The organism is Nocardia sp. NPDC004722, from assembly GCF_053601505.1.
Window position 1 is genome coordinate 1 of sequence record NZ_JBSGBY010000119.1, and the last position, 16,776, is coordinate 16,776.

General features: G+C 67.0%; 20 protein-coding genes. 10 read left to right on the forward strand and 10 right to left on the reverse strand.

From position 1 onward, the window contains the following. On the forward strand, window positions 1-1,451 hold a 1,451-nt coding region (locus ACWELQ_RS14510), incomplete at its 5' end, for an LCP family protein (RefSeq protein WP_452397515.1). 141 nt (window positions 1,452-1,592) lie between these two features. Next, window positions 1,593-2,984, forward strand: a complete 1,392-nt coding sequence (locus ACWELQ_RS14515) for a hydroxysqualene dehydroxylase (protein ID WP_452397516.1) — start codon at window positions 1,593-1,595, stop codon at window positions 2,982-2,984. Between the two features lie 37 nt (window positions 2,985-3,021). On the opposite strand, the gene ACWELQ_RS14520 is transcribed toward ACWELQ_RS14515, so the two are convergent. Beyond that, complete coding sequence (locus ACWELQ_RS14520; RefSeq protein ID WP_452397517.1) at window positions 3,022-3,681, reverse strand: TetR/AcrR family transcriptional regulator; 660 nt, start codon at window positions 3,679-3,681, stop codon at window positions 3,022-3,024. 83 nt (window positions 3,682-3,764) lie between these two features. On the opposite strand from ACWELQ_RS14520, the gene ACWELQ_RS14525 reads away from it, so the two are divergent. Continuing rightward, window positions 3,765-4,766, forward strand: a complete 1,002-nt coding sequence (locus tag ACWELQ_RS14525; protein WP_452397518.1) for an oxygenase MpaB family protein — start codon at window positions 3,765-3,767, stop codon at window positions 4,764-4,766. 4 nt (window positions 4,767-4,770) lie between these two features. Next, complete coding sequence (locus ACWELQ_RS14530) at window positions 4,771-6,111, forward strand: oxygenase MpaB family protein (protein WP_452397519.1); 1,341 nt, start codon at window positions 4,771-4,773, stop codon at window positions 6,109-6,111. A gap of 4 nt (window positions 6,112-6,115) precedes the next feature. On the opposite strand, the gene ACWELQ_RS14535 is transcribed toward ACWELQ_RS14530, so the two are convergent. From ACWELQ_RS14535 to ACWELQ_RS14545, 3 genes are all read right to left on the reverse strand, one after another. After that, entirely contained in the window at window positions 6,116-6,466 is a 351-nt protein-coding gene (locus tag ACWELQ_RS14535; RefSeq protein WP_452397520.1) for a hypothetical protein, read from the reverse strand. Between the two features lie 144 nt (window positions 6,467-6,610). After that, the gene (locus ACWELQ_RS14540; protein WP_452397521.1) at window positions 6,611-7,252 is read right to left on the reverse strand and encodes a LysE family translocator; all 642 of its coding nucleotides are present in this window, start codon (window positions 7,250-7,252) and stop codon (window positions 6,611-6,613) included. Window positions 7,253-7,484: 232 nt separating this feature from the next. Then, window positions 7,485-8,285, reverse strand: a complete 801-nt coding sequence (locus tag ACWELQ_RS14545; protein WP_452397522.1) for an SDR family oxidoreductase — start codon at window positions 8,283-8,285, stop codon at window positions 7,485-7,487. A gap of 58 nt (window positions 8,286-8,343) precedes the next feature. Here ACWELQ_RS14545 and ACWELQ_RS14550 point away from each other — a divergent pair, with 58 nt between their 5' ends. Genes ACWELQ_RS14550 through ACWELQ_RS14560 form a run of 3 tightly spaced genes read left to right on the forward strand, consistent with a single transcriptional unit; the run spans window position 8,344 to window position 9,640 of the window. Then, entirely contained in the window at window positions 8,344-8,703 is a 360-nt protein-coding gene (locus ACWELQ_RS14550; RefSeq protein ID WP_452397523.1) for a winged helix-turn-helix transcriptional regulator, read from the forward strand. A 7-nt stretch (window positions 8,704-8,710) separates the two neighbouring features. Next, a complete protein-coding gene (locus ACWELQ_RS14555) occupies window positions 8,711-9,415 on the forward strand; it encodes a polysaccharide deacetylase family protein (protein ID WP_452397524.1) in 705 nt (234 codons plus the stop codon). 51 nt (window positions 9,416-9,466) lie between these two features. Then, the gene (locus ACWELQ_RS14560) at window positions 9,467-9,640 is read left to right on the forward strand and encodes a hypothetical protein (RefSeq protein WP_452397525.1); all 174 of its coding nucleotides are present in this window, start codon (window positions 9,467-9,469) and stop codon (window positions 9,638-9,640) included. Here ACWELQ_RS14560 and ACWELQ_RS14565 read toward each other — a convergent pair. After that, on the reverse strand, window positions 9,615-11,621 hold the full coding sequence (locus ACWELQ_RS14565) for an APC family permease (protein WP_452397526.1): 2,007 nt from the start codon (window positions 11,619-11,621) through the stop codon (window positions 9,615-9,617). The two genes, ACWELQ_RS14560 and ACWELQ_RS14565, sit on opposite strands and share 26 nt — an antisense overlap. Window positions 11,622-11,796: 175 nt before the next feature. Here ACWELQ_RS14565 and ACWELQ_RS14570 point away from each other — a divergent pair, with 175 nt between their 5' ends. Further along, window positions 11,797-12,582: a GntR family transcriptional regulator gene (locus tag ACWELQ_RS14570; protein WP_452397527.1), complete on the forward strand. Its 786-nt coding sequence runs from the start codon at window positions 11,797-11,799 to the stop codon at window positions 12,580-12,582. Between the two features lie 78 nt (window positions 12,583-12,660). Here ACWELQ_RS14570 and ACWELQ_RS14575 read toward each other — a convergent pair whose 3' ends face one another. Together ACWELQ_RS14575 and ACWELQ_RS14580 are read right to left on the reverse strand one after the other, a co-directional pair. Beyond that, complete coding sequence (locus tag ACWELQ_RS14575) at window positions 12,661-12,951, reverse strand: hypothetical protein (RefSeq protein ID WP_452397528.1); 291 nt, start codon at window positions 12,949-12,951, stop codon at window positions 12,661-12,663. A 152-nt stretch (window positions 12,952-13,103) separates the two neighbouring features. Further along, window positions 13,104-13,331 (reverse strand): hypothetical protein, encoded by a 228-nt coding sequence (locus ACWELQ_RS14580; RefSeq protein ID WP_452397529.1) that lies wholly within the window; start codon window positions 13,329-13,331, stop codon window positions 13,104-13,106. A 472-nt stretch (window positions 13,332-13,803) separates the two neighbouring features. On the opposite strand from ACWELQ_RS14580, the gene ACWELQ_RS14585 reads away from it, so the two are divergent. Beyond that, on the forward strand, window positions 13,804-14,034 hold the full coding sequence (locus ACWELQ_RS14585; RefSeq protein ID WP_452397530.1) for a DUF397 domain-containing protein: 231 nt from the start codon (window positions 13,804-13,806) through the stop codon (window positions 14,032-14,034). 86 nt (window positions 14,035-14,120) lie between these two features. Further along, entirely contained in the window at window positions 14,121-15,008 is an 888-nt protein-coding gene (locus ACWELQ_RS14590; protein ID WP_452397531.1) for a helix-turn-helix domain-containing protein, read from the forward strand. Window positions 15,009-15,100: 92 nt separating this feature from the next. Here the strand turns inward: ACWELQ_RS14590 and ACWELQ_RS14595 are convergent, their stop codons facing one another. The 3 genes from ACWELQ_RS14595 to ACWELQ_RS14605 form a co-directional block, all read right to left on the reverse strand. Further along, window positions 15,101-15,349: a hypothetical protein gene (locus ACWELQ_RS14595; RefSeq protein WP_033089065.1), complete on the reverse strand. Its 249-nt coding sequence runs from the start codon at window positions 15,347-15,349 to the stop codon at window positions 15,101-15,103. A gap of 334 nt (window positions 15,350-15,683) precedes the next feature. Further along, the gene (locus ACWELQ_RS14600; protein WP_452397532.1) at window positions 15,684-15,890 is read right to left on the reverse strand and encodes a hypothetical protein; all 207 of its coding nucleotides are present in this window, start codon (window positions 15,888-15,890) and stop codon (window positions 15,684-15,686) included. A 170-nt stretch (window positions 15,891-16,060) separates the two neighbouring features. Further along, a complete protein-coding gene (locus ACWELQ_RS14605) occupies window positions 16,061-16,705 on the reverse strand; it encodes a hypothetical protein (RefSeq protein WP_452397533.1) in 645 nt (214 codons plus the stop codon). Between the last annotated feature and the right edge of the window lie 71 nt (window positions 16,706-16,776).

The following is a 16,776-nucleotide window of genomic DNA, read 5'->3' on the forward strand; positions in this document are numbered from 1 at the left end:
GGGTACCGTTCGACCGGCTCTCAGAGGGCGCGAACGCTCTGGGCCTGCGGGATATCCTGATCATGGGGTTGGACAGTCGGCTCGATGAGCATGGGAATCCATTGCCGCAAGCGATGTACGACGCGTTGCATGCGGGGGATGACAGTGAGGGCGGGTTCAATTCGAATGTGCTGATTCTGGTGCACATTCCGGGGGACGGGTCGAAATCGACAGCTATTTCCATTCCTCGCGACGATTATGTGACGCTCGACTCGGCGTCCTGTGCCACGTCGCCCTGTAAGGGAAAGATCAAGCAGGCCTACGGGTTTGCGTATGCGCGTGAGAAGGACAAGCTCACCGCGTCCGGCGTCAAGGACGCGCTGGAGCTGGATCAGAAGTCGCGGGACGCGGGGCGGCTGGCGGAGAGCAATACGGTGGGCAAGTTTTTGGGCGATGTGGCGGTCGATCATTTCGTCGAGGTGACCCTCGCCGCGTTCTTCCAGATCGCGCAGGCGGTGCAGCCGATCACGGTGTGTCTCAACGAGGACACCAGTGACAGCTATTCGGGCGCCAATTTCAAGAAGGGCACGCAGCAGATCGACGCCTCGCAGGCGATGGCGTTCGTGCGGCAGCGGCGGGACCCGGATCAGCCGCTGTTCACCGACCTGGATCGGACGCGGCGGCAGCAGGCGTTCATCGTGTCGCTGCTGCGGCAGTTGCAGGACGGCGGCACGCTCAACAGTCCCAGCAAACTGCGGGCCCTGCTCGACATCACCAAACAGAACACCGCCATCGACAAGGACCTGGATCCGCTGGCGTTCGCGCAGCGGGCCTCGGCGCTGTTCAGCGAGGGAGTGTCGCTGTACACGCTGCCGGTCAAGGACTTCGGGACCGACGATGCCGGGGAATCGATCAATATCGTGGACACCGGCGAGATCCGCGGCATCGTCGCGAATCTGCTCGGCGCTGACGCCGGTGCCGCGACCACCACGTCGCCGCCGACCACGACCACCGCGATTCCCGACGCGGCCGGAGTCGTGCTCAACGTCGTCAACAGCTCCGGTCAGAACGGCTTGGCGGCCGAGGTCCAAACGGCACTGGCCCCGCGCGGATTCACTCGCGGCACCACCGGCACCGGCGCGGCCCGCGACACCACCACGCTGACCTACGGCACCGGCGCGGAAGCCGCCGCCACCGCCCTGGCCGCACAGCTCGGTCTCACCGCCACCAAGTCGGCCGCCGTGGAGGAACAGACCGTGCAGCTGACCCTCGGCGCGGACGCGCGCAGTGGACCCATCGCGAATCTGGTGGCCGGCCAATCCGATCCGAGCACCACGGCCGCTCGCACCACCACGCCGACCACCTCGACCACCCCTCCGGCCCCGGTGTCCGCCACCGCCTCCGGCGCGAATGCCCCCGCCGCGACGGATCTGTCGCAGATGGACACCGGCGGAGTGCCCTGCGTCCGATAGCGGTGGCGTGCCGGAATTCTCACGTCCGCCGGACAGCGCCTACGACGGGAAGATGGCACGGGGTCTATGAATTCGGGCATATGGGTCGGTGGTCGAGCGTAGCTTGCTTGGGCAGGGGGCCTGGGTGCGAGGGGTTGCGCGATGGACGATCCGCGGCGATACGTGGTGATCGGCGGCGGGCTGGCGGGGCTCGCCTCGGCGGTTTGGCTGGCCGAGGCAGGCAAGCACGTGACGATGCTGGAACGGCGGGGTCGCCTGGGTGGGCGCACCCACGCTCTGGAAGTCGCGCCACTGCGGGACGTCCCCGACAACGGGCAGCATGTGATCGCCAGCGGCTACGAGCATCTGTTCCGATACCTCACCAGCGTCGGCACCCGTCAGTACGTGAGCTTCCCGCAGCGCGGCGTGCTGCGCTGGCCGGGCGGGCGCACGGTCACCATGGGCACCAAAGGTTTTCCCGCCGTGCGCGCCCTGTTCGGGGCGCATCCCGACGCCACCCCCGCCGACCGCGTCCGGTCCGCGACGGCCACCCTGCGGCTGGGCTGGCAGTGCCTGCGCCAGCCCGGTGACCTCGCCGACCTCACCACCGACCAATGGCTGCGCCGCGTCGGCATGCCCGAGACGGCCCGCGAGGCGCTCTGGGACTGGCTGGCCCTGGGTATTGCCGCGGAACCGGTGCGGCAGGAATCGGCCAAGGTGTTCGCGGACGTGCTGGCCACCGGAATCCGATTGGGCGTCAAACGACTACGCCCGGTCACCATCGGCTACCCGACCACCGACCTGGACACGCTGTTCGTCTCGGGCGCGCAGCGAGTATTCGACCGGCACGGTGTGGCCGTGAAATACCGTGCCGTCGCCCGGCGCATCCGCATCGACAACGGCACGGTGACCGGGGTCGAGCTCGCCGACGGCGCGGTGGAGCCCGCGGATGCCGTCGTGTGCGCGGTCCCGAACTCCTACATCGGCGGACTCCTCGACGAACTCCCCGAACACGACGAGATCTACTCGGCCGCAGACAAACTCGGCTACACCCCGATCGTCAGCACCAACCTCTACCTGGACCGCCCACTCGGCACGCAGGCCGCGATGGAGGCCCTCATCGGCGGCGCGGGCGTGATCGACGAGGTCTTCGACCGCCAGCGCATGCACGGCCGCGGCACCCTCAACGGCTGGCTCTACTGCCTGACCACCAGCGGTGCCTACGAACAGATCCACAAACCCCACCACGCGGTCGTGGACGAACAAATGGACCTCCTCCGCCGCTACTACCCCGACGCCGCCGAAGCGAAAGTGCTGCACGCCCAAGTGGTCCCGATGCCCCGCGCCACCTTCTCCCAGGTGGTCGGCACCGACGGCCTGCGCCCCGCCCAGCGCACCTCGATCCCCACCCTGGTGCTCGCCGGAGACTGGACCCGAACCGACTGGTCCGCCACGATGGAGAGCGCCGCCCAAAGCGCCGCCAAGGCCGTCGACCTCCTCCTGGCCCTCCCCGCGGCGCAGCCGAGCGCCGAAAACTCCGCAGCGCGCCGCTGACCGGCAGGGAGTCGCCCCTATTGACCAAGCGGTCGGATTACTCGCGTTCGGCTCGCGCCGGGGGCTCGCGGAAGTAGTTGAGGATCAGGCGGGTGATGTCGGCGAGGAAGCGGTCGCGGGGGATAGGTGGGCGGTCGAGGAGGTAGCGGATGGTGAGGTGTTCGACCGTGCGGACCAGCATCCAGGCGGTGGCGTCGGGGTCCAGGTCGGCGGGGATCGGGTATTGGCGCATCGAGAGCGCCAAGCGGGCCAGTTCGCCGATTTGTTGTTCGAAGGCGGCCACCGGGCCGTCGGCGGCCAGGCGCGGGGTTTGCTCGACCACCGCGCGGAGTAGTTCGCGGTCGTCGCCCAAGGCGTCCATGAGGTAGGAAATCGTTTCCGGGACAGAGACTTCCGGTGGCTGACCGATATAGGACAGCACCCGGGCGCGCACGCGCTCGGTCACCTCGAGGGTGTAGCGCTCGATCACCGCGGCCACGATCGCGTCCTTGTTCGGAAAGTATTGATACAGCGATCCGGGGCTGATGCCCGCCACGGCCGCGATGCGATTGGTCGAGGCCCCGTCGTAGCCGTGGGTGATCAGCACCTGCTGCCCGGCATCGAGAATGCGCGCCACCATCGCGCGGGAACGGTCCTGCTGCGGAGTGCGGCGCGGTGGTGTGACCGGCGACTTCGGGGTGCGGCGTTTCGATGTCATGGCGTTTCGGGGCAGATCGGGAATACGAATTGAATGCGAGCATTTAGTCGTGTCAGCGTGGAAACATGGTGTCACAGAGCGCAATGACGCGCGAGCCCCACGCCGAACCCGTGCCGCTGGGGCCGGATTCGCTGACCTGGAAGACCTTCGGGTCGCTCTACTTCCTGCCCAGCGCCCTGTTCGTCGGCATGGTGCAGAACATGCACCCCGGACTCGGGGCGGGCGTGGAATTCCACTCCGAACTCCAAGACGAGTTCTACCCGCGGATCCTGCGCTCGCTGTACCCCATCTACGGCGTGGTCTTCGACGGCGAGCGAGCCCGCGACACCGCCCGCGACATCGTCGGATACCACCGCGACATCAAGGGCGTCGACGCGCGGGGCCGCCGCTATCACGCCCTCGACCCCGGCACCTTCTACTGGGCGCACGCGGTGTTCTTCATACAGAACCTGCGCGCCGCCGACCTGTTCATGGGCGGGCTGAACGAGGCCGAGCGCGAACAACTCTGGCGTGAGCACTACCAGTGGTACGAGATGTACGGCATGAGCATGCGGGTGGTGCCGCCCAACTGGGCTGCCTTCCAACGCTATTGGCAGGCGATGTGCCGCGACACCCTGGAGGCGACCCGCGCCGCCCGGGATGTGTTCGAACTCGTCGACACCGTGCCGGTGCCGCCGTTCCCGCTGGTGCGGCGGCTGCCGAAACCGCTGTGGGAGCACCTGATCCGCCCCGCCGGAGGTCAGTTCTACCGGTTCGTCACCATCGGCATGTGCGATCCGGAGATCCGCCGCACCATGGGCTTCACCTGGACCTCCCGCGACCAGCGCCGCTTCGAGCGCCTGTGCCGGACGATGTCGGCCATGAACCGGGTGACACCCGACGGGATCAAGTACTTCTTCCCCCGCATCCACGCCGCCCGCCGCCGCGTCGCCGGTCGCCGCCCGGCCCGGCTCGCACCGCCCGAAGCACCCGAAATGCTGTGGCCCGTAGGCGAACACCGCGCCGAGAACAAGCACTACTGCCCGGTCCACGCCGACCGAGGTGGCGATCCGATCACCAGATTCCGCCAGCTGACAGGGTTTTGACGCCATGACACAGGAACTCGAAGCGACCCGCCCACACCCCTACGACTACTACTACCGCCCGGGCCAGCCGCTGCGGCCGCCGCCACCGCGCGCCGTGGCGTCGGACCTGTGGTTCGAACCGCGAAAAGCCATGCTGGGGCCGTGGATCGACGTGCGCCGCGAACCCGTCGACAGCCCGCGAACCCGGCTCATGGCTGACCATCTGTGGCAGGGCGACGAACCCATGGACGAACTAGTGGCGGCATTCCGGCGCATGGGCTCGGCGGGCGGGCGGCGAATGCTGAATCAAGCGCTGGCCCACGGCATCGACAGCCTCGACGATCCGCTGCCGGAAATGGTGAATCTGTTCGCGCGGCTGGACAATCCACCGGACTGGTATGACCCCGACCTGTGGGAGTACGGTCGGCGGCTCTGGATCAACGTCTCGCTCGCCGGGAAGATGGCGATGGGCGTGCAGGATTTCATGGGCACCTTCGTCGGCGCGGAGGTCGCCTCCGCCGTCGGGCAGACCGGCCGATTCGTGCGAGATCCCTACCGCCGCAACCTGGAAACCACGGCGTGGTTCCGCAGCGTCACCGCGCCCCGGGCCCTGGAACGCGCCAATCCGATCTTCCACGACACCGTCCGGGTCCGGCTCATGCACGCGCAGGTGCGGGCCATGCTGCGGCGCACCTGGGGTGAGGAGCACCTCGCGGCGCACGGCAACCCCATCTCGAACGCGACCACCATGGGCGCGGCCGTCACCTTCGGGCTGTCGCCCATGTGTTTCGACCACGTGCACGGACGCCGCTGCACGACAGCGCAACTCGACGCGGTCATGCACTACTGGGCGTACATCGCATACGTCTTCGGCGTGGCGGAGGAGCTCATTCCGCGTTCGGCCGCCGAAGGAATGGAACAGGCCGACTACATGGTGGCCACCGCCGGCGTGGCCCCACAATGGACGGCGACCATGGCCGGTGCCGCCACCCGCTCCTTCAGCGACGCCACCCCGGCCGGTCGCCTCCGCATCGCGGCCACCGCACCCCTGTTCGGCGCGCTCGCCTACTACAGCAGCGAGCCACTCGTCCGCACCCTGCTCGCCGACACCCCGCTGAAATCCGTTCCGCTACGCCCGTACTCCCGCCTCGTCGGTCTCGCCGCCGCCACGGAGGTCCGTGTCCGCGCCCTCGACGACCGCCTCCCGGGAGCCCGCGCCCGCATGAACCGCCGAGCCCGCCACATCGACCCCATGTGGGACCGCAATTCCCGCATCGCCCGCTATCTTGCCGCCAAGGTCGGCATCCGCGGCACCCCGTACGACCACCACGATTCCAGCGCCGACACCCCACGCTGCCCGATCTGACCGCTCAGCCCTGGGTGCCCACAATGCTCAGGTACACCACCATGAGCGTGAACAGGAACCACCCCACGCCCTGCCAGATCGGCCAGGCCCGCTCATTCCGCCACGCACGGAACGCCAGCACCAGCGCACCGATCCCGCCTGCGAGCAGCAACCCGCCCGGCACGAGCCCCACGACCGCCCGCGACGTGCCATCGCAGAGCATCGAATCCGCGTTCAGGCACCGCGTCCGCGCCGAAGCCCACACCACGGCGACGACCGCCCCGACCGCCGTGACACCCAGCACGGCCAGCACGTACTGCGTGGCGTGCCGCAACATCGACGGATCATTCCACCGTTTCTCCACGTCATTCACCATGCGCCGCACCTCCTCGCCGCCGACCGTTCCTGTTTGAGCGATACCACCATGGTCACCACGTATTCGTTGGGCCGCCACGCCGCCCGTCACAGGCCCCTTCGACAGTCGGGTCCGTTCGGGTGTCCCGACCGTCTGCGACGGTTGTCAGCGTGCGTCGGCGGCCAGGCCGAGACCCAGCGCGACCAGGATCGCGGCGAGGGTGCGTTCGACGCGGCGGCGGATTCCGGTGCGGCGTAGCCAGGTTCCGGCTCGGTCGGCGGCGAGGACGACGCCCACGCACCAGGCGATGTCGAGTACCAGCTGGATCGAGGCGAGGATCAGGACGGTGGGCAGGACCGGGCCGGAGCCGGGTAGGAATTGCGGCAGGATGGTCAGACCGAAGACGGCCGCCTTGGGGTTGGCGGCGATGGACACCAGCGAGGCCCGGAACGCGGACGCCGGAGTGCGACCACCCGGCAGCACCTTCGTGAGCGCGGCCCCGAAGGCATCCTCGCCGCGCGACCCACGCCACGCCTGAATCCCCAGCCACACCAGCACGATCGCCCCGAGCAAGTGGATGCCGATATCAAGCACCCGGTTGGCCACCAATAGCGCCGACAGACCCGCTCCGCCCGCGAGAGTCCAGCCGAACACCCCGATCTCATTGCCTGCCACCGCCGCCAGCCCGGCGGCCCGCCCATCGCGCACGGACCGTTGCAGGAACAGCGCGGTGGCCGGACCCGGGATCGCGGCCAGAATCAGGCACGCGAGGATGAAAGCGGGCAGAACCTGAATCCAATGCGGCATAACCCGATGCTGGCACGCACGCGTCACCGACGGCCAGCGAAATCCAGCAGAAGCCAAGACTTCGCACCCCCGCCGGATGCCGCGCCCGAGCAGGCGACATACGCCGAAGCGCACCAGAGTCCGGCGCTACTCCGCCGGATCTGCTTGTCCACCTGGCGATTCGCGCGACGGCCGGTGCCTTGGGCGAAGTGGGAACTCCACACGGACGACCCGAGAATCTCGGTGCCGGCGTTCAGTCCGAGGACGATGCGGAGGCCGGGGCTTGTGTGGCCGCGACCAGGTAGTCCTGTCCGCCGACGTAAATCGTGGCGCCGAGGGGCGCGTCGGTGGTCGTGGCGTCGGCGACAGCGGTGGCGAAGTCCTCGATGGTCGGGAGCTCGCCTTGGTCGCGGCGGGCGGTGACGGCGTCGGGGTCGCGGCGTTCCAGGAGACGGACGATGATCGTGCCGTCGATCATGTCGCCGGAGACGACGGTGAAACCGATGCCGCAGTCGGCGAATTCGGTGGTCATCGCGCGCAGGGCGTCCTCACCGGCGCGTTTGCTGGCGGCGATGGGTTCGTATCCGGGCGGGACTTCGCGGGTGGGGGAGAAGTGGGCCTGGTGGCTGGTGACGAAGACCAGGTGACCGCCCGGGCGGAGATGGGGGAGTGCCAGTCGGGTGAGGCGGGTCTGTGCGTCGCGGTTGAGGAGCATGGCGTAGCCGGGGGCGGCGTCGCGTTCCAGGCCGCCGGAGGCATTGAGGACCAGGACGTCGAGGCGGCCGTGGTCGGCGAGCACGGTGTCGATGAGCGCGCGGGCGCTGTCCGGGTCGGCGATGTCCGCGCCCGCGACCGAGGCGCTGCCACCCGCGGCCGCGATCTCGGCGGCGAGGGCCTGCGCGCGGCTGCGCTTCTCCCGGTAGTTGATGACCACGTGGTCGCCGCGTGCCGCCAGCACCCGGGCCGTCTCGGCGCCGATGCCGCGAGAAGCGCCGGTGATGAGCACGATTCGCCGCTGCCCGCCCGGCTCGCCGCTGTCCGTCCTAGCTGTCATGCCCATTCCTCCGGCCCACTCGAGTGCTTCTGATTTAGAACCAATATGGTGGTTCGAAATGAGAAGCGCAAGCCAGCCCCCGCCCGCCAACAGCCGCGCCGACGCCTCGGCGGCACCGCTGCTGGCCGCCATGGACCTGCTCGGCCAACGCTGGATGCTGCGCGTGATCTGGGAACTCGAACCCGGCCCGCTCGGCTTCCTGGAACTGCGCCGCCGCATGGGCAACTGCTCCTCGAGCATGCTCTCGGTCCGTCTGCAACGTCTCACCGAAGCCGGTGTGGTGGACAAGAAGCCGGACAAGTCCTACGAATTGACCATCGCCGGAAAACAATTGGGCCACGTCCTGGAACCGCTGTGGCAATGGTCCGAGCGCTGGGCGGGTAACCTCGAGCGCGCCGCGGAATCGGACGACACGTAGGACTCGCATGAAACGCAAGCTGCTCATCAGGGGCTCGCTCGCGCTGGTACTCGTGGTCCTGACTTCGATCGGTCTTTACGCGCTGATGAATTCACGCACCTATCAGGTCGCGGGCCGCATCGTGCCCCGGATCGACACCTCCGACAAGGTCGTCGCGCTCACCCTCGACGACGGTCCCAGCGAGCGCACCCCCGAGATCCTGAAAACCCTTGCCGAAGCGGGCATTCCGGCCACCTTCTACCTCATCGGCGGCGAACTGGCCGCCCACCCCGACCAGGGTCGCGCAATCGCCGAGTCCGGCAACGAGATCGGCAACCACACCTACCACCACCAGCGCATGGTCTTCGTGACCCCCGGCTTCGTCCGCGACGAGATCGAACGCACCGACGCCGAAATCGCGAAAACCGGCTACCAGGGCCCGATCACGTTCCGCCCACCCAACGGCAAGAAACTCTTCGCCCTACCCTGGTACCTCGCCCGCCATGACCGCACCACGGTCACCTGGGACGTCGAACCCGACTCCGGCAAGTCACCCACCACCGACCAGATAGTCACCGAAACCCTCGCCAAAACCCGCCCCGGCTCGATCATCCTGCTGCACACCATGTACCCCACCGGCGCCCCCTCCCTCGCCGCCATCCCCCGCATCGCCCAATCCTTGAAGTCCCAGGGCTATCGCTTCGTCACCATCTCCCAACTCCTCTCGCGCTGAATCCGATTCGAAACCGTCTGCGCGGCCGGCACGTTCTGCGAGCATTCCAGCATGACCGATGACGCCGAAGTGGGGCGTGCCCGGAGGCGTATGGCCTGGGAACGCCGATTGGCAAAGGCCGATGCCAACCCGGCCGCCGTCGAATGGGCAGCGAACGTGTCCGACGAATTGGCGCGGTATCTGCGCGAGCGGGAGGAGGTCAGGCGGCGTCGGTGGGGCCGGTGATGCCGCGGCGGACCTCGCCGGGGGAGTGTTCGATGCGCAGGGGGTCGCGGGTGCGAGAGGAGTGGAGTTGCCAGGGGACGCTGGTGACCATGACGCCGGGTTCGAACAGGAGGCGGGCTTTCAGGCGTAGGGAGCTCTGGTTATGGAGGAGGTTCTCCCACCAGCGGCCGACGACGTATTCGGGGATGAAGACGCTCACCACGTCGCGGGGGCGCGATTTGCGTTGGCGTTTGATCTCTTCCAGCACCGGGCGGGTGATTTCGCGGTAGGGCGATTCGATCACCTTCAGCGGAATGTCGATGTGGAATTTGTCCCAGTCGCGGGCGAGCTGACGGGTGTCGTCGTCATCGACGTTCACCGTGACCGCGGTCAAGGTGTCGGGCCGGGTGGCCCGCGCGAACTGCAACGCCCGCTGGGTCGCCTTGTGCCAGCCCGACACCAGCACCAGCGCGTGCACGCGGCCGGGCAGCGTCTCGAGCTCGCCGGGGTCGATGGACAGTTCGGCCCGCACCGACGAATAGTGCCGGTGGATCAGCCACATTCCCGCCACCAGAATCGGAATCGCGATGACCACCAGATACGCGCCGTGGGTGAATTTGGTGATCATGACGACCACCAGCACCACCCCGGTGAAGCAGGCCCCGAAGGCATTGATCAACCGCGCCCGGTGGATCCGCAGCCGCTCCGACGTGCTCTCGGCGGTGCGCAACTCCCGGTTCCAATGCCGCACCATCCCGGTCTGGCACAGCGTGAACGAGGTGAACACACCCAGGATGTAGAGCTGGATGAGCCGCGTGGTGGACCCGTGGAAGGCGTAGATCAGCACGCCCGCGACCACCGCCAGCAGGATGATGCCGTTGGAGAAGGCGAGCCGGTCTCCGCGGGTGTGCAGCTGACGCGGCATGTAGCGGCGTTGCGCGAGAATCGAATTCAGCAGCGGGAAGCCGTTGTAGGCGGTATTGGCGGCCAGGATGAGGATCAGCGCCGTGGTCACCATCAGGTAGTAGAAGGCCGGGCTGTGCCCGCCGAACACCGCGGCCGCGATCTGCGCGATCACCGTCTTCTGCGCGTCGCTATGACAGTCCCCCTGGAATCCGATGAGATCGCAGGCATTCTCGACCACCCGCGTCTTGGTGATCATGGCCAGCGCCGTGACCCCGGAGAACATGGCGATGGCGATGACACCCATGGCCGTCATGGTGCGGGCGGCATTGAGCGCCTTGGGCTTGCGGAAGGCGGGCACCCCGTTGGAGATCGCCTCCGCACCGGTCAGCGCGGTACAGCCGGAGGAGAAGGCCCGCAACAACAGGAACGCCAGCCCCGCCGTGGACAGCCCGACCTGTTCGGCGTGGATCTCGTAGTGCGCGCTCTCGGCCACCGGTGCGTGCCCGAGCAGCGTCTGCCCCAGACCGACCGCGATGAGCACGAAGATGCCGAGAATGAAGCCGTAGGTCGGAATCGCGAAGGCTCGCCCGGATTCCCGCACGCCGCGCAGATTCATGGCGGTCAGGAAGACGATGAACACCAGATTGACCGCCACCCGATACGGATTCAGATCCGGAATCGCGGAAATGATGTTGTCCACGCCCGCCGCCACCGACACCGCGACGGTCATGACGTAGTCGACCAGCAGCGCCGCGGCCACCACCAGCCCGGGCAGCGCCCCGAGATTCTCCGCGACCACCTCGTAGGACCCGCCGCCGGACGGATACGCCTGCACCACCTGCCGATACGACAGCGCCACCACCGCCAGCAGCACCACCACCCCGCCCGCCACCAGGGGCGTGAAATGCAGATACGTCAGCCCGCCGAGGGTGAGAATGAGCAGGATCTCCTGCGTGGCGTAGGCGACCGACGACAATGGGTCACTGGCGAAGATGGGCAGCGCGAGTCGTTTGGGCAGCAGCGTCTCGCCGAGTCGATCGCTGCGAAACGGACGCCCGAGTACCAGTCGTTTGGCGACGTCGATCGGTGAAACCACGCTCGGAGCCTAGGGGCGGAAACCGTATGAATCGGAACCCCATGCCGTATGGATTTCGTAAAGATACCTAAAGGTCCGGTGCTTCTCATTGCGAGTTCCGAGACTTGTGCAGTTGATCCAACAACCACCTAGACTGTCTGGGACGTAGACAAAGAAATTGAGGAGAGGTGACACGATGGGAGACCGGACGGTCGTCGCCGACGTTGCCGACGAATTGGCGCGCCGCGTGGCATCCGGGGAGTACGAGCCCGGTGGTCTGATGCCGTCCGTCCGCCAGGTCGCCGACGAATTCGATCTCAATCGCGCCACGGCGCAATTGATTCTGGGCCGGCTGGAGTCCTACGGCTTCGTGGACGCCTACCGGGGCAAGGGATTCGTCATCCGCGATGTGCGCGCCGAGGGCGGTGTGGATGTGTACCGGCGGCTGTTCCGGTTGTCCATGCCGGATCCGGAGCTCGCCGCGGACATGTTCGGCCACATCGTCGACGAGGAACGCGGCATCGCGCTCGAGGCGCTGCTGGAGTACACCGGCAGTGAGCGCGGCCTGGATCCGGCCGTCCTCAAGGACGATATCGACGCCCTGGAAGCCCTTGCGCGCGGCGCGGATCCGGATCCGCACCGGATGCTGAGCCTGGAGCTGGGCCTGCTGCGTCGACTGCTGACCGCACTCGGTCACACGGTGCAGCGGGCGGTGCTCAACTCCATCGGCGAGATGGTGCTGGAGGTGCCGGAGGCGGTCGAGGCGTACTTCGCGGTCTCGCCGGATCTGCATGTGCTGGTGTGGCGGGCGCTGGTGGCGGTGTGGGAGTCCGACGGCGGGCCGAGTCAGGCGCAGCTGGCGTTGTTCGAGGATCTGTTCGGCATGTACCACCAGAAGGTGGTGGCGCGCTTCGAGGAACTGGTCGGTGCGGCCGGTGCGGAGCCGGCGGCCGAGATCACGGGGCATGCCGCGACGGCCTAGCGATCGCGGTGGGGGCGTTCACCGATGTTTCAAATCCGACCAGTAGGTTTCGTCTCAGACAACCCCTCTTGACGAAATCTACTGTCCGATCACGGCATTCATGATGGTGCCCGCGCTCGTCGCCACGACGCCCCCGATGAGCGCGCCCGCCACCTGCTTGGGTGCCGTGAGCGCGCCGCCGTTCCACTTCTCCCAGGCGAAGCGACCGCCCGCGTAGACGATCGCGAGTATCCCTGAGAGCAGGACGAACCAGGTGAAATAGCGGACCAGCCGCAGCAGCTTGTCGGCCACCGGCGGGGTCTCGGGAGTCGGGTTGAAGACCTGTGCGTGCTGTATCTGGAGCAGCAGCTCGTGCATGGCAGTCAGCATCTCGGTGCTCTTCCGCGTGTCGGCAGTTCTCCAATCCGGAGTACCCGCCCGACCCGGAGGCACGCAAGGGCTTGGTGCGCAACGGAACTCGCGAGGAGCGCAAGCCGCCTTACGCGGGGCGCGCGAACGCAATCGTGCGCACGAGGGGTATGTCAGTCCACGTCGTTGTCGGCCGACAGGTACGCTACGGCCGCCAGGTACTGCCGACAGGCGAAGTGCTGATCGTGGGCGCGCAGGATGGCGCGGGCCTGGCGATAGGTGAGCGCGCGGGGCTCGACTTCGCAGTCGCTGGAATTCTCCGGCCGATCACCGGCGGTACCTGCCCGGTTGCCGGCGCTGGCGACCGTGGAATGAGTGGAACGGACGAGCATCTGCGTCATGGGATGCCTCTGGCCGATGGGAAATGGTGCACCGAGTTTAGGGTGGCGCATCGTGCAGATGCAAGCACATCTGCACGCTCGCGTTCGGTGTCGCCGCGCGGAGGAGGCGGGGTCGCTGCGCGGATGCGCGGGGCCGCGGCGCGCGAATCCCGGTCGCCCGCAGGGATAGCCGGGTGATTCTGATCGGACAATTCGCCGTCACGTGACTTTTCGGGCAGGTAGTCCGGGGCGTATCGGGCGAACGGGGCCGACAGGTCGGGATTGTCCGAAATACTTCGCAACTTCGCTTGGGCTTTCGCCGAATCAAGATCAAACGTGTTGTGTTGCAAAGGATGTGCCGACTCCGAGCCATCGATACCGGGCAATCTGCGTGCTATCGTCGTGCTTGCGGTTGCAACTGTAAGTACACCTGATCGAACATTTGCAAGTACTGGGACCACCGTCTGCGGGCGGTGCTGGCAAGGAGTCTGAAATGACGGACATCTCGGCAACCCCTTTCGATCGCTCTAATCTGTTGTGGCGCAAGAGCACCTTCAGCAATCCCAGTGGAAACTGCGTGGAGATGGCCCCCCTCGCCGACGGGCAGGTGGCGGTCCGCAACTCGCGCGACCCCGAAGGTTCGCTGATCGTGTACACGCGGCCGGAGATCGATGCGTTCCTGCGCGGCGCGAAGAGCGGAGAATTCGACGACCTCGCGCGCTGAGCGGTAGCATTGGCAATCGGCGCGGTGGTTCGCGACAAGCGGTTGTGAGTCCACTGCCGGCAAACCCGAGCATCGGAGTGGACCCCATGATCGCAGAACCCGTTGCCCACGATCGGGCGGATTCCGCTGTCGCCGAACGTGGCCCGACTGCACTGCGTATCGCGGTCGGTAGCCAGCTACGCAAGCTGAGGGAACTCAGCGGTATCACACGGGAAGCCGCGGGTGAACACATCCGGGGGTCCCACGCCAAGATCAGTCGCCTGGAACTCGGGCGGACCGGATTCAAGGAGCGCGACATCCGGGATCTGTTGGCGCTGTACGGCGTTGACGATCCCGGCGAGCGCGAGCAGTTCCTCGAGTTGGTTCGCAGGGCGAATCAGCCCGGATGGTGGCATCGCTACAGCGATCTGCTGCCACCCTGGTTCGAAACCTATCTCGGACTCGAGCACGCGGCGAAATCCATTCGCACCTATGAGGGGCAACTGGTTCCGGGGCTGCTGCAAACCCCGGACTATGCCCGCTCGGTCGTGGCCCTCGGGCACGACGCGGATGGAGAGCGTCGCGTCTCACTGCGTCGGCGGCGTCAGGAGCTACTGACCCGCGATGGTGCGCCGAGCTTCTGGGCGGTGCTGGACGAGGCGGTACTACACCGTCCGGTCGGCGGGCCGGGCGTGCTACGCGGTCAGATCGAGCACCTCATCGAAATGTCCCAATTGCCCAATGTCACCATTCAGGTGCTGCCCTATGCGGCGGGTGGTCATGCGGCGGCGGGCAGTTCGTTCACCATGCTGCGCTTCGCCGAGCCCGAATTGCCCGACATCGTGTATCTGGAGCAGCTGACGAGCGCGCTGTATCTGGATCGCCGCCAGGATCTGGAGCTCTACCGCCAGGTCATGGATCAGCTGAGCGTGCAGGCGGAGCCGCCGGAGCGGTCCCGCAAAGAGCTGGCGCGGATAGCTGCGGACCTGGATTAAGGTCCCCGCATACGGATAAGGGGCCCCTTACGGGGCCCCTATCAGCGTGCCATCGGTCGGACGAGTCGGCCTGCGGCACGGCCGGAGTCGGATTACTGCCTGATGAAGCTGGAGGCGATACGCCAAAATGCCTCCGGTTGCATGGTATGCAGATCCCAGTCGTTCACCATGGCATGCGCCGTGGTGACGATCCGCTCGATGTCGAAATCATACCGAGTGGCCGCTCCAGTGGATTCGACCTGGCGGATTACGAAAGCGGTTGCCGTCTCACGTGAATAGGTTTGCTCCGGCTGACTTCTGTCGGCAAACCCGAGTCGGCTGAGGTTGATTGGCTGATTCATTCGAACGCCCCTGACGCCAGGCCGACGGCTAACCGTGGGCGAAGAATCGCCGGTGATTCACCGCTCGGCTCTCTGGTTGTCCCCTTATTGGTGCCTTGCACGACGAGTCTATGACCGTGCATTGCGCAGATGCAAGTACATCTGCAACATCGAATTCCCAGCGTCAGAGCACTTTTCGGGATGCTATGAGTTTGCGAACCGAGGGTTGGCAAAAGGTTGCAATCCGGCCGAACCGACCTGTCTTGGTATTTCCGAACGAAAGTACGGAGAAGGCCCGGACCGCACCCCTATATCCAGGAATTAGCGGAAGATCAAACTCGGTCGCAAAGGAAGATCAAATACTGTCCGGACGTGCGGAATCCACCCACTTGGCGGCTTTGACCCGGCGATGTTCGACGACCATGAGCCCGATTCCGAAACGCAGACAGAGCACGCTCGCGAGCGCGCACAGGCCACTCCCGGTGAGCGAGCCGTACCCGGCGAGGGTCAAAGTCAATGCGCACGCGACGATTCCGGCGGCGGCCAGAATCGGGCCGGGCAAGTTGCGGACCTCATCGCAGGTGTTCGGAGCGACAGGCATCATCGCTGGCCTTTCTCCCGGGGGTAATGCACTCCGGGGGTAATGCAGAACCTATCTCAGCCGGATACCCGAGCGGGCACACACGAATCACTGTGCTGTAGACCCGTGTTCACAGTGGCGCCCTCCAGCCTTCACAGCGGCGTCCTGGAGCCGCGATCACGGGGGCCGTCACTGATGCCTAGATCGTCCAGCAGGCCCAGAAACGCGCGCGCGTAGGGGGAAGCCGCGGTTTCGGCCCGCACGCGCGCCCAATCGACCTGAGCCCGCAATTCCCGTGCGATGTGCAGCAGCCGGGTGAAATCCACCCGGTGCGGGTCGGCCACGGCGAGCTCGGCCACCAGCAGGTCGGCGACGGTGACCACCGGTGCGGCCGTGGCGCCGAGCGACAGCGGCTCCGCCCGCGCGAGCAGCTCGTCGGTGACCGGCCGGCAGTTGGGCGCGAAGACCAGATCGAGGCGAATGTCGCGGTCGTAGAGCGTGGTTCGCTCGGCGTCGGAGGCCGGCAGCGGCGGCCGCAGCCCCGCCGCGGCCAGCACGTCCGAACCGCGCGCCGCGTCGGCGGGCCGCACCAGCACGTCCACCTCGGAGTACACGTCGAGGATCGGCCCGCCCCGCGCGTACACGGCGCAATCGCCGGTGACGGCGCAGGGAATGTCGTTGTCCCGCAGCACCTGCACGGCCAGGGTGAGGGTGCCCAGCAGGCGGTCGATCGCGGGGACCATACCGAGGGCGTACCCGTGCGCGCCCGCCCCGAACCGCCGACCCGCTACGCGCACGACGCGTCACGTCGAGGACCGCTAACACGCGCGGCCGCTTACACGTGCGACCGCTTGCGCGCGCGGCCGGT

Coding starts and splice junctions, on each gene's coding strand:
- ACWELQ_RS14515 (WP_452397516.1), top strand. CDS start 1,593: ATGGACGATCCGCGGCGATACGTGGTGATCGGCGGCGGGCTGGCGGGG.
- ACWELQ_RS14520 (WP_452397517.1), bottom strand. CDS start 3,681: ATGACATCGAAACGCCGCACCCCGAAGTCGCCGGTCACACCACCGCGC.
- ACWELQ_RS14525 (WP_452397518.1), top strand. CDS start 3,765: ATGACGCGCGAGCCCCACGCCGAACCCGTGCCGCTGGGGCCGGATTCG.
- ACWELQ_RS14530 (WP_452397519.1), top strand. CDS start 4,771: ATGACACAGGAACTCGAAGCGACCCGCCCACACCCCTACGACTACTAC.
- ACWELQ_RS14535 (WP_452397520.1), bottom strand. CDS start 6,466: ATGGTGAATGACGTGGAGAAACGGTGGAATGATCCGTCGATGTTGCGG.
- ACWELQ_RS14540 (WP_452397521.1), bottom strand. CDS start 7,252: ATGCCGCATTGGATTCAGGTTCTGCCCGCTTTCATCCTCGCGTGCCTG.
- ACWELQ_RS14545 (WP_452397522.1), bottom strand. CDS start 8,285: ATGACAGCTAGGACGGACAGCGGCGAGCCGGGCGGGCAGCGGCGAATC.
- ACWELQ_RS14550 (WP_452397523.1), top strand. CDS start 8,344: ATGAGAAGCGCAAGCCAGCCCCCGCCCGCCAACAGCCGCGCCGACGCC.
- ACWELQ_RS14555 (WP_452397524.1), top strand. CDS start 8,711: ATGAAACGCAAGCTGCTCATCAGGGGCTCGCTCGCGCTGGTACTCGTG.
- ACWELQ_RS14560 (WP_452397525.1), top strand. CDS start 9,467: ATGACCGATGACGCCGAAGTGGGGCGTGCCCGGAGGCGTATGGCCTGG.
- ACWELQ_RS14570 (WP_452397527.1), top strand. CDS start 11,797: ATGGGAGACCGGACGGTCGTCGCCGACGTTGCCGACGAATTGGCGCGC.
- ACWELQ_RS14575 (WP_452397528.1), bottom strand. CDS start 12,951: ATGCTGACTGCCATGCACGAGCTGCTGCTCCAGATACAGCACGCACAG.
- ACWELQ_RS14580 (WP_452397529.1), bottom strand. CDS start 13,331: ATGACGCAGATGCTCGTCCGTTCCACTCATTCCACGGTCGCCAGCGCC.
- ACWELQ_RS14585 (WP_452397530.1), top strand. CDS start 13,804: ATGACGGACATCTCGGCAACCCCTTTCGATCGCTCTAATCTGTTGTGG.
- ACWELQ_RS14590 (WP_452397531.1), top strand. CDS start 14,121: ATGATCGCAGAACCCGTTGCCCACGATCGGGCGGATTCCGCTGTCGCC.
- ACWELQ_RS14595 (WP_033089065.1), bottom strand. CDS start 15,349: ATGAATCAGCCAATCAACCTCAGCCGACTCGGGTTTGCCGACAGAAGT.